Source organism: Clostridium omnivorum (assembly GCF_026012015.1).
GTDB lineage: Bacteria > Bacillota > Clostridia > Clostridiales > Clostridiaceae > Clostridium_AX > Clostridium_AX omnivorum.
In genome coordinates this window covers 4,397,690-4,414,625 of record NZ_BRXR01000001.1, presented here as the reverse complement: position 1 = coordinate 4,414,625, position 16,936 = coordinate 4,397,690, and the positions used below count along the sequence as shown (strand labels likewise).

At 29.6% G+C, this 16,936-nt stretch carries 15 protein-coding genes and 1 other annotated feature; of the genes, 1 reads left to right on the top strand and 14 read right to left on the bottom strand.

Annotated features, from left to right (window positions below):
- Positions 1–26: 26 nt before the first annotated feature.
- The 8 genes from cmk to bsdE14_RS20965 form a co-directional block, all read right to left on the bottom strand.
- Positions 27–704: a (d)CMP kinase gene (cmk, locus tag bsdE14_RS21000; protein WP_264852316.1), complete on the bottom strand. Its 678-nt coding sequence runs from the start codon at positions 702–704 to the stop codon at positions 27–29.
- A gap of 119 nt (positions 705–823) precedes the next feature.
- Complete coding sequence (locus bsdE14_RS20995) at positions 824–2,053, bottom strand: BaiN/RdsA family NAD(P)/FAD-dependent oxidoreductase (protein ID WP_264851975.1); 1,230 nt, start codon at positions 2,051–2,053, stop codon at positions 824–826.
- A 155-nt stretch (positions 2,054–2,208) separates the two neighbouring features.
- Entirely contained in the window at positions 2,209–3,573 is a 1,365-nt protein-coding gene (gene gdhA, locus bsdE14_RS20990) for an NADP-specific glutamate dehydrogenase (protein WP_264851974.1), read from the bottom strand.
- A gap of 215 nt (positions 3,574–3,788) precedes the next feature.
- On the bottom strand, positions 3,789–4,670 hold the full coding sequence (locus bsdE14_RS20985; protein ID WP_264851973.1) for a MurR/RpiR family transcriptional regulator: 882 nt from the start codon (positions 4,668–4,670) through the stop codon (positions 3,789–3,791).
- Positions 4,671–4,769: 99 nt separating this feature from the next.
- Entirely contained in the window at positions 4,770–5,327 is a 558-nt protein-coding gene (gene mnmM, locus bsdE14_RS20980; RefSeq protein WP_264851972.1) for a tRNA 5-(aminomethyl)-2-thiouridylate-methyltransferase MnmM, read from the bottom strand.
- A gap of 37 nt (positions 5,328–5,364) precedes the next feature.
- Positions 5,365–6,075 (bottom strand): pseudouridine synthase, encoded by a 711-nt coding sequence (locus bsdE14_RS20975; protein WP_264851971.1) that lies wholly within the window; start codon positions 6,073–6,075, stop codon positions 5,365–5,367.
- Positions 6,076–6,617: 542 nt separating this feature from the next.
- A complete protein-coding gene (locus tag bsdE14_RS20970) occupies positions 6,618–6,890 on the bottom strand; it encodes a hypothetical protein (protein WP_264851970.1) in 273 nt (90 codons plus the stop codon).
- Positions 6,891–7,484: 594 nt separating this feature from the next.
- Positions 7,485–8,483 (bottom strand): tyrosine-type recombinase/integrase, encoded by a 999-nt coding sequence (locus bsdE14_RS20965; protein WP_264851969.1) that lies wholly within the window; start codon positions 8,481–8,483, stop codon positions 7,485–7,487.
- Positions 8,484–8,738: 255 nt separating this feature from the next.
- Here bsdE14_RS20965 and bsdE14_RS20960 point away from each other — a divergent pair, with 255 nt between their 5' ends.
- A complete protein-coding gene (locus tag bsdE14_RS20960; RefSeq protein ID WP_264851968.1) occupies positions 8,739–9,362 on the top strand; it encodes a flavodoxin family protein in 624 nt (207 codons plus the stop codon).
- Between the two features lie 99 nt (positions 9,363–9,461).
- Here the strand turns inward: bsdE14_RS20960 and gltX are convergent, their stop codons facing one another.
- From gltX to bsdE14_RS20930, 6 genes are all read right to left on the bottom strand, one after another.
- Positions 9,462–11,120 carry a glutamate--tRNA ligase gene (gltX, locus tag bsdE14_RS20955; RefSeq protein ID WP_264851967.1) on the bottom strand — a complete coding sequence of 553 codons (1,659 nt, stop codon included), beginning with the start codon at positions 11,118–11,120 and terminating at the stop codon, positions 9,462–9,464.
- A 47-nt stretch (positions 11,121–11,167) separates the two neighbouring features.
- Positions 11,168–11,392 (bottom strand) — a binding site (T-box leader).
- A 115-nt stretch (positions 11,393–11,507) separates the two neighbouring features.
- A complete protein-coding gene (locus bsdE14_RS20950) occupies positions 11,508–12,221 on the bottom strand; it encodes a GNAT family N-acetyltransferase (protein WP_264851966.1) in 714 nt (237 codons plus the stop codon).
- Positions 12,222–12,255: 34 nt separating this feature from the next.
- Positions 12,256–12,996, bottom strand: a complete 741-nt coding sequence (locus bsdE14_RS20945; RefSeq protein ID WP_264851965.1) for a S41 family peptidase — start codon at positions 12,994–12,996, stop codon at positions 12,256–12,258.
- Positions 12,997–13,178: 182 nt separating this feature from the next.
- Entirely contained in the window at positions 13,179–13,976 is a 798-nt protein-coding gene (locus bsdE14_RS20940) for an HAD-IIA family hydrolase (RefSeq protein WP_264851964.1), read from the bottom strand.
- A 202-nt stretch (positions 13,977–14,178) separates the two neighbouring features.
- Positions 14,179–15,843 carry an FMN-binding protein gene (locus bsdE14_RS20935; RefSeq protein WP_264851963.1) on the bottom strand — a complete coding sequence of 555 codons (1,665 nt, stop codon included), beginning with the start codon at positions 15,841–15,843 and terminating at the stop codon, positions 14,179–14,181.
- Positions 15,843–16,808 (bottom strand): FAD:protein FMN transferase, encoded by a 966-nt coding sequence (locus bsdE14_RS20930; RefSeq protein WP_264851962.1) that lies wholly within the window; start codon positions 16,806–16,808, stop codon positions 15,843–15,845. The genes bsdE14_RS20935 and bsdE14_RS20930 overlap by 1 nt, the downstream gene beginning before the upstream one ends.
- Positions 16,809–16,936: the final 128 nt, after the last annotated feature.

Here is a 16,936-nt window from a genome sequence, read left to right as displayed (position 1 = left end):
ATAGCTAACTTTGGTTACCCAAAGTCTTACATTTCACTTCCTTCACTTATTGCTCTATTAATTATCTTAGACATCTCATCCACCACTTCTTCTATTGATAGAAATGAAGAATCTATCTCTATTGCATCCTCAGCTTTTCTTAGAGGATCAACTTCTCTGTGAGAATCCATATAGTCCCTTTTAATAATGTCATTTAATATATCTTGATAATTAACTTCAATACCTTTATTTAATAGCTCTTCATAACGTCTCTTTGCTCTTTCTTCTGGAGCAGCTGTTAAAAAAAACTTAAATGAAGCATCTTTAAGAACTACAGTACCTATATCTCTTCCATCCATTACAACATCATATTTTTTTGCAATATTTCTTTGTAATTCAACTAATCTTTCCCTTACTTCTGGTATTGCTGCATAACTTGATACATTTTGACTTATATATGGTATTGTTAATTTATCTGTTATGTCTTCTGCATTAACAATTAGATTATCACCTTGAAAGTGCATATCAAGATTATGTAGTAGACTGCATATTTCAGATATATTTTCTGGAACGATCTTATTTTCTAGTGCATATAAAGTAACAGCTCTATACATAGAACCTGTATTTATGTACATTAAGTTAAATCTAGCAGCAAGTATTTTTGCTATTGTGCTCTTACCAGCCCCTGCAGGTCCATCTATTGCAACATTGATTTTCAATTTTATTCCGCCTTTCTGATTGTCAAATAAACATTAAAATGATTATGAACAATATACTGTTATATTCTATAAAAACCTTTAAAATCCTCTATTTACTGACTAAGGTTTTACAAGTATATGTAAAACTACTCCTGCTCACTAATCTTTTTTCCTGCTAGATATCCAGTTGACATAGCTATTTGTATATTATAGCCTCCAGTATATGCATCTACATCAATCACTTCACCAGCAAAGTATAAATTATCTACTATTTTAGAACACATAGTAGATGGATTTATTTCTTTTACATTAATTCCTCCAGCCGTAACAATTGCTTCTTCCACTGGTCTAAGTCCTTTTATATGCAGCGTAAGATTCTGAAGAAGATTTACGAGGTTTTTTCTCTCATCCCTAGTAATTAAGTTAACCTTTTTGTCGCCATCAATATTTGAAAGTTTAACTACGGTATTAATTATTTTTCTAGGCAACAAATCATCTAAAGAGTTTTTAAAATCTCTATTTATGTTTTTGCTAAATTCATCTTGAATTCTTTTATCTAGTTCTTCTGTAGTAATTGCTGGTTTTAAATTTATTACTGCAAATAAATCTTGTTTATGTTGCACAACCCTACTTGCACTTAAAACAATAGGGCCGGAAATACCAAAGTGAGTAAAAAGCATTTCACCAAAGTCTGAAAAAAGTACTTTATTCTCTTCAGTTTTAATTTTAAGTTCAACGTTTTTTAAAGATAACCCTTGAAGGTCTAAAAGCCAGTCGTCATCAATTTCAATTGGGACTAAAGAAGGTTTTACAGGTACAATGTTATGGCCTAATTCTTTTGCAAATTTAAGCCCATCACCAGTAGAACCTGTTCTTGGGTAAGATACACCTCCTGTACAAAGAATAAAATAGTCACCTTCGACTTTAGAATTGTCTTCAAGAACTACAGATTCAATATGTTTATTACTATGTATTATTTTTTTTACTCTTGAATTTAGTCGTATATCTACTTTTCTATTACACAGCTCATCTTTAAAAGCAGAAATTATATCAGAAGACTTGTCTGATTCAGGAAATACCCTTCCCCCTCTTTCCACTTTTAGTTTTACCCCTAACTTACTTAGCATATTCATAGCGTCCTCATTTGTAAAAGTATATAGTGAACTATATAAAAAATGCGGATTTCCAGGAATATACTCAAAAAAGTCTCCAATGTCCTTTGAATTAGTTATATTACAACGGCCTTTCCCTGTAATAAATAATTTTTTACCAATTTTTTCATTTCTCTCGAGTAGAATAACTTTATTTTTATCTGATGCTGCAATTGCAGCCATAATGCCTGCAGGTCCACCACCAATAACAACTACTGTTGCCACATTTTCACCACCTTTAATTCTTACTATTATAATTTAATATAATAGACTAATTTATTCAACTATTAATTATACTAAATTGAAATATATATGTCATTTTTAAAATTATTTATAAACTAAAAAAGAGAACCCTATTTGGGTTCTCTTATAAATACTAATTAATATAGACCTTGTGAATGCATTGCATCAGCAACTTTTACGAAACCTGCAATGTTAGCTCCAGCAACTAGGTTATATCCGAAACCATATTCTTCTGATGCTTTCTTACAGTTGTTGTATATGTTAACCATTATTTGATGAAGTTTTTCATCTACTTCTTCTGCAGTCCATGATAATCTCATGCTGTTTTGTGACATTTCAAGAGCTGAAGTTGCAACTCCACCTGCATTTGCAGCTTTAGCAGGTCCAACTACAACACCATGGTTTTGGAAGTATTCAATAGCTTCATTTGTACAAGGCATATTAGCAACTTCACAAACAAATTTAGTTCCATTTTCAACTATTTGCTTAGCATGTTCTATATGGATATCATTTTGAGTAGCTGATGGCATTACGATATCAGCCTTAACTCCCCATGGCTTTTCTCCCTTGAAGAATTGAACACCAAATTTGTCAGCATAATCTTGAACTCTATCTCTTCCTGATGCACGCATTTCAAGTAAGTAATCAATTTTTTCACCAACTACTCCATTTGGATCATAGATGTATCCATCTGGACCTGAAAGTGTTACAACCTTACCACCTAATTGAGAAACCTTTAAGCATACACCCCATGATACATTACCAAAACCTGATATTGCAACAGTTTTACCATTAAAATCTGTTCCATCATGTTTAAGCATTTCTTCACAATAGTATGTTGCTCCAAATCCTGTAGCTTCAGGTCTTATTAAACTTCCACCGTAGGATAATCCTTTTCCAGTTAAGACACCGTTTTCAAAGCATCCTTTAATTCTTCTATATTGTCCATATAAATAACCGATTTCTCTTCCACCAACACCAATGTCTCCAGCTGGAACGTCAACGTCTGGTCCTATATGTCTATAAAGCTCAGTCATAAAGCTTTGACAGAATCTCATTATTTCAGCATCTGACTTTCCTCTTGGATCAAAGTCAGATCCTCCTTTACCTCCGCCTATTGGAAGTCCAGTTAATGAGTTTTTAAGAATTTGCTCAAATCCTAAGAATTTGATAATTCCTATGTAAACTGATGGATGGAATCTAAGTCCTCCCTTGTAAGGTCCTATACAACCGTTGAACTGTACTCTGTAACCTCTGTTTACTTGTACTTTTCCAGCATCATCTACCCATGGAACTCTGAACATGATTTGTCTTTCTGGTTCACAGAATCTCTCTAATAGATTTTCTTCTATATATTCTGGGTGTTTTTCTAGTACAGGTCCTAAAGAGCTTAAAACTTCTTCTACTGTTTGTAAGAATTCTGGTTCGTGTGAATTTCTTTTCTTAACGTTTTCAATTACGCCATCAATATAAGCCTTAGCATTTAAATTTTCTTTTGTCATTGTTCTTACCTCCCAAATGAATTAATAATTTCATTTACTTAAAAGCAATGAAGCTTAAGTTTCTTTTACAGTATAATATATTCTATGCAAATTGCAATATTCCTTCTTTTTTTTAAATTTTTTTAAAAAAATTTATTTTTCTAACTATTTTAAAAAAGAAGGAGGTATTTTTTTATCGAAGAACAAGTAAATTTAAAAAAAAGAAGAGGATGTAGTTATTTGTCATCCTCTTTATCTTTGTAGGAGTACACTTGATATTCTTCCCAAATTTCCTCCAAAGTATTAAATGTATTTGATATTTTTTCTTTTTCTCTAAGTCCTACAGCTATTATCAATGCATTTATTACACTCATTGGAGCAACTAGGGAGTCTACAAAGGACGCCATATTACTTTGTGCTATTAATGTATAATCTGCTTTTGATGCAAGTGGTGAAAGTAAGCTGTCAGTAATTGCAACAACTTTTGCACCCCTACTTTGAGCAAAACTTAAGGATTCTATAGTTCTTGCAGCATAACGTGGAAAACCGATACCTATAACCACATCATCTTCAGAAACATTTATCATTTGCTCGAATATATCACTTATTCCGTATGTTACTATTTTTACGTTGTCCAATATTAAATTAAGATAAAAACCTAGAAACTCAGCAAGTGCAGTTGAACTTCTTAAACCTATAATATAAATCTTTTTGGCACCGAAAAAACTATTAACTACTTCTTCAAAAGTTTTATGATTTATTTTCTCTAGTGTAGCTCTAATATTTTCCATATCAGATTTCAAAACACCTTTTAATGCAGTTTCTTCACTTATATAGTCATTTGAAAGTTCAATTCTTTGAACTGTAGTCAATTTATTTTTTATAAGTTCCTGAAGAGCTTTTTGTAGTTTAGGATATCCACTAAAACCTAATTCGTTTGCAAATCTAACAACGGTGGATTCACTTACACCTACACTGGTTCCAAGCTTTGCAGCAGTCATAAATGCAGCTTTATCATAATGCTTAAGTATGTATTCAGCAATTAATTTTTGACCTTTACTTAAGCGTGGAAATTTCATTTGTATTGTTCTCATCAGGTCCTGCTTGTTTTCTTCCATATTAAATTCAATCCTTTCCCCATTAACACTAAAAATATGAATTATTTATTTCATTTTATCATCTATTGAAAAATATATCAATACTGCTTTCATTTTTTGTTAATTTCTTTCATCTTTATTTTTCTCTATTATTAGTAGCATAGGAGCATCTTTTGACCTGTTCAAAAATGAATGAAGCATAACTCCATACTCATGTTTATTCAAATTTGACGCAAAATCAAGTAAAACTTCTCTTTCAATTTTACCTTCTGCATGACCGCAATAAATCGAAATAGCAATAATTCCGCCATTTGTTAGTAGTTCCAATGCTGCATTTATACTATTTATAGTACTCACTGCTTTAGTAGTAATATTTTTATCGCCTCCAGGAAGAAAGCCAAGATTATAAATGAAACAATCTACAGGTTCGTTTATATATTGAAGAATTTTATCATGGGAATCATTAATTACTACTGTATTTTTATTGGAATTTTTTAAATAATTTTCTGTTGCAATTTCTTGAATATCAAAAGCATAAACATGCTTAAAATGTTTAGCCAAGAAATCTGTATCATGACCATTTCCAAGAGTGCAATCTACGGCACATATAAAATTGTTGCTATACTTCAAAATAATATTATGAGAGAGTACGCTTATATCACCCACATATTTGTACATATACATCCCCCTCCTTTTACAGTATGATTTGTTTAGTCTATAAACTGAATAAATAATTCATTTCACTTTCTGTTAAATATCTATAGCTACCAACATTTAAATCACCTAGCTTTATATTTCCAATTGATATTCTTTGTAGGGTTATAACAGGATGATTTATTGCGGCACACATTCTTCTAACTTGTCTATTTTTACCTTCGTGAATAGTAATTTTTAAATTACAGCCCTTTGAATTTTCTTCAAGAATTTTTATAGTGGCAGGAGCTGTAACGTAATCTCCAATGTCAATTCCATAAGAAAATCTCTTCATTTCTTCTTTTGAAGGAATACCTTTTACTGCTGCTATATATACCTTATTCACTTCCTGTCTTGGATGAATTACTCTATTATATATTTCACCATCATTAGTAAGTAAAATTAGTCCTGAAGTATCATAATCTAATCTACCAATAGGATATATTCTTTCTTTTACATCCACTAATTCAATAATTGTTTTCTTTCCTCTATCATCTTTTACTGCAGATAAATATCCTACTGGCTTATTCAATGCTATATATATCTTGTTTTCCTCTAAATTTATCTTTTTGCCATCCACATAAACAGTATCTTTTTCTAAATCAACTTTATATCCAAACTCTGTTATTACTATATCATTAACTTGCACTCTCCCGCTTCCTATAATCTCTTCACATTTTCTTCTTGATGCTACCCCGCATTTTGCCATATATTTTTGTAATCTTTCAATCATAGTATCACCCTTTAAGTTATTTTACTTAATCATCTTTTCAACGAATTCTAATTATAACCAACAATAATATATTGCACAATATGCCTATAAAAAACAAGTAATTTTCCTCTATATAATAGATCTCTTATGAATAAATACTAATAACCTTCATATATAGTAGTCTAGTTGTGGTTTTTATTGCTAAAAAAACATAATGATCTAATATTTTCTTTCTACCTCTTTTTGTATTAATAATAATATGATTTTTACTAAACCAATTAGTAACTACATTTTCTATATTTAAGCTCCATTTAACATTATTTTATTCTTTTAAAGAAAACATGCATTAAATATTATAAAAGTAATAAAATATAAACACAATAAACTCGAACCTTTTTACAACAACATAAATAATAACCTTTAGTATAAATATTCATAAATAAACAATATACTTATCAGTAATATTGCTATTTAAAATATAGATTTTAAAAGCATAAAAAATATAGAAGTTTATAATAAAACTATACATCTTCTACAAAATTATAATAGCTCAATTGTAAAAATTACTTTTCGCTATCCTTATTCTCTTTATTGTTTTCTCCGAAATAAAGTAATTCATCAAAACTCATTTTTACACCGTCTATATCGAATTTAGCTTCTGCTCTTGCATTGTTAAACATCAGTTCTATAAGCTGATTTCTACTTAAATTGCTGCTTAGTAAACTATTGATGTTATCTACAACCTTATCAATATCATTAATAACATCAATTCCTAATCTTACAGTAATTCCTTTAGTATGCTGACTTGGAATTGTTATTGAACTTCTCTTAGCCATTTTTATATCCTCCTAAATAATCTAATATGAAATCATATGTAATTATTATATTAAACTTATAATTAGTTTTCAATATATTTAATAAAAATATATTTCAGAGTATAAAAAAACTACAATATGAATTTTTAATGAGTATATAAAAATCACAAAGTGATATATCTACAAACTCAGGCAATATAATTCTTATTATATTGCCTGAGTTTGTAGATGAAATTATATAAATTTTTAAATTTTAATAGATAATAAATGTGTATATAGTAGAAAATAAGATTTTTAAAAATAAAAATTTTGTACAAAAGTATTGCCTATTTTATACAATAGTTTTCTATTCAAAAAGAGGGTGGGTGGATAATTATGGATATACTTGTTTTAGAATTTATTCTTTTAATGATGAACAGATAGTAAAAATGCAAAAGAGGATGCAAATAAAAATAAATTTACCTATTAGGTTAAAGACATGGTATTTATATGTAAGTTAGTAGGAATAAGTTTAATTTTAATAATTTGAGATATTAAACTTATTATTTTAGAAAATAATCTAAAAAAAGAGAAACTAATGAATGAACATTCTTTAGTTTCTCTTTTTATTATTTATTAATCCTCAAACACATCAATTAAGTCCCCTGCATTGTCTTGAAGTTTATTTATTGAGTGAACATACCTTGCAGTTGTATAGGCAGATTCATGACCAGCAAATGCTTGGACTTTTTCTAGGCTTGCTCCCTTCTGTATTGCAATAGTTATTGCGGTATGCCTAAGTGAGTGAACCTTTATTTTTTTATTTATATTAAATTTGCAGCAATAGTTACTTATTATTTTATTTAATGTCGCAGGATTAAGCTTTTCTCCATTTTGTTTATTTGAAGAATGTCCTATAAAAAGATAATCCTCTTGATTTGTTTCAATGCTCCTGCCTGTTCTATTTATATATTCCATGATTAAATCTTTAACATGAGTGTTTATTTTAATTAAGTCCTTTTTTCCTCTTTTTCTTGTAACCCTTATAACATCATAACCAAGGATGTTTGTTATATGTTTTAACTTGATATTTAAAATTTCTGATTTTCTAGCTCCAGTTATTAATGCTAGTCCAATGATAGCTTTGTTTCTAAGGTCAGTAATGCTTTCAGTCCCTATTGAATTTAGTAATAGTGCTGCTTCGTCCCTACTGAGAAATTCTGTATCATCATGCGTAAGTGTTGGCTTCACATCACTCATATTATTAAAAGGATTGAATTGAATTAAGGAAATGTTCCTTGAATTATCTTGGTATTTTAGAAGCCACTTATAAAGTGAACTTAAAGAGGAAACCTTCCTATGAATAGTGCTGCTAGCTCTTCCTAGATCAATTAAACCTATTATATAATCCTCCACATCAAAAACTGTTACAGCTTTTATATCATTTAATGTTATATCCTCTACCATATTAACTTTAAAAAATTCCTTTATGTCAATTTCATAGCTTTTAGCTGTATGCTCATTCTTTTTATACTTGTTATTCAAAAAATGTCTTATAAAATGAGTATTATCCGGGATCACAAAAGTGCTTAATTTTCGTTTAGGCTCAATTTTTATAAGTGAACTATCTTCCATGTAAAATCATCCTCTTATCTTATATTCATTATTCTATATATTTTCATTAGTGCTAATAACATCTAAATTTGATACTAGAATTTTTGCTTTCTTTGAATTAGTATATTATTCTTATAAAGTTAAATCAATATTCTTTTTATATTATAACACTCCATAGATTTTAAATTTTGTTTTTTAAATTTCTTTTTATAACAATATTATTGTATAATATTATTATAAGTTTTTTAAAATTACATTGGAATGGGTGGTATAAAAATGAAAGTATTACTTATTAACGGAAGTCCCAAAGCTAAGGGATGTACTTATACAGCTTTATGTGAAATAGCAAAAGAATTAGAAAAAGAAAATATTGAAACAGAAATTTTTCATGTTGGTAACCAACCTATCAGAGGTTGTATGGCTTGTGGAGGCTGTAATAGCACATCAGGAAAATGCGTGTTTAATGACGACACTGTAAATATAGCTTTAGAGAAGGCTAAAGAAGCAGATGGGTTTATATTTGGTTCACCAGTACATTATGCAGGAGCATCTGGTCAGATTACTTCTTTCTTGGATAGATTTTTTTATGCAGGAAGTAGTTTTCAATATAAACCTGGAGCTGCAATAGTAAGCTGTCGTCGTGGAGGTTCTACAGCTGCTTTTGAGCAATTAAATAAGTATTTTACAATTTCAAATATGCCTATTGTTTCTTCTCAATATTGGAATATGGTTCATGGAAATACACCTGATGAAGTTAGACAGGATTTAGAAGGTATGCAAACAATGAGAACATTAGGAAGGAATATGGCATGGCTTTTAAAATGTATCAATACAGGCAAAGAGGCTGGAATTGAACTTCCAGAAAAAGAGCAAAGAGTAGCTACTAATTTTATTCGATAATTTGAATTAATGAATGTCACATAAAATAATAGTTAAAATAAAAGGATTCTAATAAAAATTAGAATCCTTTTATTAAAGCTATAAATATCAAATTTTAACTTATTCATTTATAAACCTATTAAATCTATTATAAACTTTTTCTTTGCCCAATATTTGCATTATTGTATAAAGGTCTGGAGTATTACTTCTATGAGTTAATGCTATTCTCACAGCAGCGGCAACATCTGCAACCATGCCCTTAAAATTCTCAGGATTAGCTTTAAAATCTTTTCTATTAGCTGTGTAGCCTAATTTTGATCCTATAGCTTTTAATTCTTCGAACCAAGTATCTTTATCTGTATCAAAATTATATTCCTTTGAATAAGCTTCAATTATATGCTTAGCTTCACTTAAGTCCATTTTCTTTGGAAGCTCATTTTCTACTACTTTGTCATCTTCGAATAATTCATCAAAGAAGTAAAACACCTTTTCTTTTACATCTGCCCATTTAGCAAAATCTTTTCTTGGATTTGCACCTTCCTTATCAATATTAAATATTTTTCTAGACATTTCCTCATTAGTGGTTATTAGTTCATACATATCTTTATCAAATACTTTTGACCATTTTGCATAGTTATCATATACTAAATCTGCTTTCATCCTAGCTATAACATCTTTAGATACATCACTTAGCTTAACTAAATCAAATAGTGCACCGCTTTTACTCATTTTATCTAAGGATACCTCAAATTTAGTGTTGTCCTCATATGGATTTTCAGCTCTCCAATCTTCAAAGCCAGAGTTAATAATATTTAATAAGTATTCAATTACTGATTGAGTTGGATATCCAACTTCATTGTAATATGAAACAGCAGCTTCGGGATCTTTTCTTTTTGACAATTTTCTTTTAGAACTTCCATCAATCTTCATTATAGTAGGAATATGTGCATATTTTGGTGCTTCAAAACCTAACATTTTAAAAAGTTGAATATGGGTAGGAATTGAAGATAACCATTCTTCACCTCTGATTACATGAGTAGTACCCATAAGATGGTCATCAACTGCATGTGCAAAATGATAAGTAGGCAGACCATCACCTTTTATAAGCACAATATCTTGATTATTCTCAGGGAAGGAAACCTCGCCTTTTATTAAATCATTTACTACTACTCTGTTTTCTGGATTTCCTGGAGATTTTAATCTAATTATATAGCTTTCACCATTTTTAATTTTTTCAATTGCTTGTTCGGCTGAAAGATTCCTACACTTTGCATATTCTCCATAATATCCTGGAGTTATCTTTTGTTCTACTTGACTCTCGCGAATTTTATCTAGTTCCTCAGGGCTGCAAAAGCATGGATAAGCTAAACCTTTTTTTATTAAATCATATGCAAAAGCCTCATATATTTCTTTTCTTTCACTTTGTCTATATGGTCCATAATTACCTATAGATTTGTCACTGGATATCATACCCTCAGTAAAATTAAGACCAAAATATTGCATAGCAGCTACTGTATCTTCTATTGCACCTGCTACTTCTCTCTTTTGATCTGTATCTTCTACTCTAAGGTAAAAAACACCATCACTTTGGCTTGCTATTCTTTCATCAATTAATGCGGAAAATATTCCACCTATATGCTGAAAACCAGTTGGACTTGGTGCATATCTAGTTACTTTAGCTCTTTCCTTTAAATTTCTCTTAGGGTATTTCTCGGCGTAATACTCTGGTGTTTTTTCAATATTAGGGTATATTATTTTAGCTAATTTTTCACAACTCATTTTTAACTTCCTTTCTATTATAAATTTAAAAGCCTTTCATCCCATAATTATAGGACGAAAGGCCATTTTCGCGTTACCACCTAAATTGGTTAAGTTCCCTTAACCCACTTAATTATCTTTAAGGGAATTACCCCATAAATGTACTATATCACTTTCGATTTTCTACTTATTGCTCCAAAGCTTCTTTCTATAGAGTTTAATTCTAAGTTTCCACCATCCTTAGATCTCTTTAAATAAACTATCTATGTACTCTTCTTTTTCATTGCATATGATATTATATTTGTAATAGTAATATATTAAATTATATATTTTAGAATTATAATTGTAAAGGTGTTTAAGCCACTTTATTATATTTTTATCAATTTTTTATGCTTTCATTCATAAGTATTACTCTATTTCAAACCAACTTACTAATCTATCTTTTTTAAATCCTAATCCTAGAGCTAAATTCATAGATTTTTCATTGTTTTCTTCAATTTGTACAAATGGAATTTTATTCTTATTACGAACTTTTTTAATTAAATCTATAGTTATATCTTGAGCATATCCTTTTCTTCTGTATTCAGGCATAACATGTAAAAAACCCAGAGCTCCGTCATCCTGAGTAATTCCCCAAGCTATAGGTATATCTCCACAGCGAATACATGAACTTTCTCCGTTAGTTATTCTGTCAATAATATATGGAATCGATATAAAATCTTTATAGTGGGAATTTTCATAAATAAACTCAGCATCATTTATTTTTAGGTCCTCTAAATTGTTTTTAGGATTTGATAGTATTATTTCATTAGGTAATATTAATCTCATGGTTGATAAATTCCACTTAATGATATTTCCTTTAGTTAGTATAGGAATCATCCATTCTTCTATTATTGCAAAATTTTTATCTTTATTGTTTAATCTATTTTTTATAATTTTTAGCTCTTCTTCTGATTTTGAGCTTATATAAACCCATTCTCGATCACTTGTTCCTTTTATTAGTACTGAATTACCTATTTTCTCTAAATGATGTATAGGATAATTTTCTATGAAGTTTATAATATTTAAATTATCAATTGTATTTTCTTTTAAAAGTTCAATTATTTTATTCTTTTGATTCATTTTTATTCCTCCACTATGTTGATCATATCTTATACTAATTTATAAGCTTTAGAATTGCTTTTACTACCTCATCCTTAGATAAATTGTTATTAACTTTTGAGGATACCTTAATATCCGGCTCTGTTTTGTGTTCAAAATTGCAAGTTCCATCAGAAGTCATTCCCATTTCTTTTGTAAAACGAAATACAAAACCACTATTAGGTAAAACACATAGTGCAGGATCGCTTCCAATTCCATCTCCTCCAGTTCTTTCTCCAATTAAGGTTGCAAAATCTGTACTTTTTTCATAGTATTTAAAATCTTTTTTTATTTCCGGAGGTAAATTTACTAAATTTTCATTAACCAGATTATTGATTGGCTCCAATCTCTCATATCCGCTGCCTTCTTCACTTCTGCACTTAATAAACTGTTCTGTAAAGCTGCCACCTCTGTAAGCTATATAATTATTATCTTTTAAAGGTTTAGTTATCAGCATTGGTACTATATTTTCTGACCAATAAGCTGTGCTTCCTCCCCCATTACCTCTAATATCTATAATTAAAGCTTTATAGTCTTTTATACTTTTAAAAAAAGGTTCAATAATTTTCAAATCACTATCTATATTAAACATGTTAAACGTATGGATAGATAAATATGCAGCCTTTTCTTTTTCAAATAATTTTGTTTTTATATTGTCATCAATTATGTTTTCAGCTGGCATTTCAAATTTTTTTTCTTTATCAGTCATAGTTGAATATCTTTCTAATGCCTTAGGATTATTAAGTTGATCTATCAAAGCTTTATTTTGATCTTTTGATGTTTTATATTAATAACTACAGTACAATTAATGAAAATAAAACCTGTTTGTAGGCTAACAAGTTTTGAAGATAAATAAATATTAACTTAAATTTACATATATTTCCAAGGAAATATATGTTGTACAATTTCATTTTTTGAGCACAAAGCATTACTTGCTATCTATAAACTATTTTCATATAGTAAATCAGGCAATTTTGTTATATCCTCAATAATATAATCAGGCTTTAAATTAAATTTACATACCAACTCTTCGTTATAATGACCTGTTTTTACTAGCACGCTTGTAGCGTTAATAGCTTTGGCTCCAGCAACATCAACAGTTATATCGTCTCCAACCACCAATGTTTTGCTTGGTATACTGCCTAATTTAGTGAGTGCTAAATTATAAAAGTCCTTTGATGGCTTTCCAAGCAGAATAGCTTTTTTTTCACAAGCAACTTCAAACATGCTAACAAATGCACCAGTATTGATATTTATTTTATTATCCTGAAAATAAAAGTTAGTTTTAGAAAGCGCAAGCATAGAGGAGCCATTTTTTATAAATCTGAAAACCTTATTTATTTCATCATAACTTATTTTATCACTAAAGTCTCCAATAACTACATAATCAGGATTAATATCATCCATGTTTAATTCTTTTAAGCTATTGTATACTGAATCATGAACTAAGCAGTAGCAAGACTTATTAGGATTATTAATAAAGAATTGCTTTACAGCAGCTACAGGAGTAAATACTTCTTTAAGCGAAATATCAAACCCCATATCAGTAATTCTTTTATGTATTTCTTCAACTGGTCTTCCATCAGTATTAGTTATAAACCCCATTTTCATATTGTTTTTTCTTAGCGTTTCTATTACATTAACGGCTGATTTTATAGGCCTTCTATTTGCATATAGAGTGCCATCTAAATCAAATAATATAGTATCAACTACATTGTTCATAATTAAATCTCTCATATTTATTCCTCCTTTAAGTCTAGTACAGCTTTATCAATGTGATTTTGGGAAACAAGTTAATTATACCATAATTTTACTATTTATCATATTTTGTAATTTTATTTATTTTATAGGTTAAGCTCCAATATTATAGGGTATTCTTTTATATTAAAAAAATCCTGTGTAATGAAAACACAGGATTAGTTATTCTATAAGCTAGTTTTTATTTTGCATTGCTTAGAGCATCAGCTACTGCCTGCATTATACCGTTGCTGCTGAAGGTCGCACCTGAAACTGCATTTACTTCAGTTGATTGGCTAGTTATAATTTCGTCAGAAATAACTGAATATGCTCTTTCATAAAATCTTCTATCATCTCTAGATGATATTGTTGAAACTTCTGTGATTTTTCCGTTTTTTACAACAACTGAAACTGTTGTGGTTCCTTTAAATCCTCTACCAGAGCCTTCGTAAGTTCCATCTTTATATTGAAAATTAGTGCTGCTAGTTGAGTTAGATGTCGATGGTGCTTGTGAAACTGTAGTCTGAGAATTATTGCTTGGAGCATTAACTTCATTGTTTGATGGCTGCGTTTGATTGCTTGGAACATTTTGTTCTGAATTGTTTGCTTCATTATTAGTACTTTGTGTTTGTTCATTTGTAGTTTTATTTGTTGATGTTTCAGAAGAAGAACTTGTAATATTAGCACTACTTAATGCATCTTCTACAGCAGCCATGATTCCCCTGCTGCTGAAGGTAGCTCCAGAAACAGCATTTACGTCTGTGGACTGATTATCAATGATTTCTTCACTTACTTTTGAAAATGCTCTACTGAAATATGGTCTATCGTCTCTGTAAGAAATAGCTGATATATCAGAAATTTTACCATTCTTAACAGTAACCGAAACAGTGGTTGTAGCTCCTCTAAAACCAGTTCCAGAACCTTCATAAGTCCCATCCTTATATAAGCTTTCGGAATTAGTTTGAGTACTTTGTGATGAGGTTACTTGGACGTTTTCAATTCCTAAAGTATTCATTCCAATATTACCTGCATAATATAAACCTGTCATGGCTGTAACTACTGCAGCACTTGTTACTAAAGGCCTTACATCTTTTTCTGATACTTTAAAAGTAACATTTCTACGAGGACATGCAGTAACACATTTCATACAATCAATACACTCACCACTGTTTACTACATCTGTTTTATAAAGAGGTATTCCCATAGCACAATTATTTGTACAAATACGACACTTACCACAGTTTGTTCTATCTTTATGAATTCTAGCAATCTTTAATCTTGAGACAACTGTAAATATTGCTCCAAGCGGGCAAAGGTATCTACAGAAAAATCTTTCTATAAAAGCTGAAGCAATAGTTATTAATAAAAATAAACTAAATCCAAAAGTTAAGTTAGCTATAACATAGGATAAATCAGGAAGTTTTCCTACGGCTACTAACATGCCGAAAGCATCCCATGGACTGAAGGTACTATATACATTAGAATTTATAGTCCATATAGCAAACACAGAAAATGCTAGAACTACATATTTTATATATTTTAAAACTTTATCTATACTTTCATCCATCACAAATTTCACTTTAAATACTTTCTTGGATATGCCATAGATAAAATCTCCAAAGGCCCCATATGCACACATCCATCCACAGAAGAAACGACCCATTATTAATGTAAATGGAATTATTATTATAGCTGAAAGTAATTGAGGTAGAAGTGTAGTAGCACTAAAACTTTTGCTTATTATTGCAATATAAAGCTGCTTTATACCAGCGAAGGTATCAATGTATAGTGAAGGTAAAACTATAAAAAACAGTATTTGTATGATTAACCTTGTTATTTGAATTATAGATATTTTAGATTTCTTCATTATTTAAAACTCCTCTCGAAAGTATTCCTAAGTCCTTCTGTCATAAATATATCACCATTATTCATAATAAATATTGCTTGAGCGTTTGCCTTTGATAAAAGAGATTTAACATTATCTATACCCGTTACAAATAATGCAGTTGTTAATGCATCTGCATCCCTTGAACATTCACATATTGCAGTTATACTTAAAACTCCTTTATTAACAGGATATCCTGTAAGTGGACTTAAAATATGATGGTAGCGAATACCATCCTTGATAAAAAACTGTTCATTACTTCCTGAAGTCACAATTGTTTGATTAGTTGAAAGTATTGATCCAATATATTGTCCTCTGACTGCTAATGGATTTTGAATTCCTATTCTCCAAGGGGTATTACCTTGGTTATTACCAACAGTAACAATATTTCCTCCAAGATTAATCAAAGCACTGTCTATTTTATTCTCTAATAAAATTCGTTTAACTTCATCTGCAGCATATCCTTTAGCTATACCACCTAAATCAATAGCTTGCCCTTTTTTATTTAAGTAAGCTGTACAGTTTTTTTCATCAAGAACTAAGTCCCTGTAATTAATTAGAGGTAATACTTGTTCAATTTCTTCCTTTGGAGGTATGTAATTCTGTTTTTTTCCTATATCCCAAAGTTTAGTTAATGGACGAATAGTTATATCAAAAGCCCCATTTGAAAGGCTTGAGAATTCTAATGAACATTTAAGCAAATTAAAGGTGTCTGCATTTACCTTTTGAACTTCTTGTCCTGCACATCTGTTTATTTTTGCAATATCACTATCATCTTTAAAAGCTGACACTCTATCATCAATTTCTAACACTCTTTTATATGCTTTATATAGCGCTCCTTCACTATCTTTGCCATAAGCGACTATTCTATTAATAGTTCCAAGGGAATAAAAGCTTTTTTCATTACTAGTATTAATAGCATCTTTTTTAAATAATATAATAATCACCTACTCCTCATGTAGAATTATCTTTACTATTAAAACAATATTGTTTTTCTCTACATGTAAGATAATAGCATAAGAATTCAATGATAATATCAAAACTTTATGTGAACATTATGTGTTTTGCTACTAAA

Coding starts and splice junctions, on each gene's coding strand:
- gdhA (WP_264851974.1), bottom strand. CDS start 3,573: ATGACAAAAGAAAATTTAAATGCTAAGGCTTATATTGATGGCGTAATT.
- bsdE14_RS20985 (WP_264851973.1), bottom strand. CDS start 4,670: ATGGAAGAAAACAAGCAGGACCTGATGAGAACAATACAAATGAAATTT.
- mnmM (WP_264851972.1), bottom strand. CDS start 5,327: ATGTACAAATATGTGGGTGATATAAGCGTACTCTCTCATAATATTATT.
- bsdE14_RS20975 (WP_264851971.1), bottom strand. CDS start 6,075: ATGATTGAAAGATTACAAAAATATATGGCAAAATGCGGGGTAGCATCA.
- bsdE14_RS20970 (WP_264851970.1), bottom strand. CDS start 6,890: ATGGCTAAGAGAAGTTCAATAACAATTCCAAGTCAGCATACTAAAGGA.
- bsdE14_RS20965 (WP_264851969.1), bottom strand. CDS start 8,483: ATGGAAGATAGTTCACTTATAAAAATTGAGCCTAAACGAAAATTAAGC.
- bsdE14_RS20960 (WP_264851968.1), top strand. CDS start 8,739: ATGAAAGTATTACTTATTAACGGAAGTCCCAAAGCTAAGGGATGTACT.
- gltX (WP_264851967.1), bottom strand. CDS start 11,120: ATGAGTTGTGAAAAATTAGCTAAAATAATATACCCTAATATTGAAAAA.
- bsdE14_RS20950 (WP_264851966.1), bottom strand. CDS start 12,221: ATGAATCAAAAGAATAAAATAATTGAACTTTTAAAAGAAAATACAATT.
- bsdE14_RS20940 (WP_264851964.1), bottom strand. CDS start 13,976: ATGAGAGATTTAATTATGAACAATGTAGTTGATACTATATTATTTGAT.
- bsdE14_RS20935 (WP_264851963.1), bottom strand. CDS start 15,843: ATGAAGAAATCTAAAATATCTATAATTCAAATAACAAGGTTAATCATA.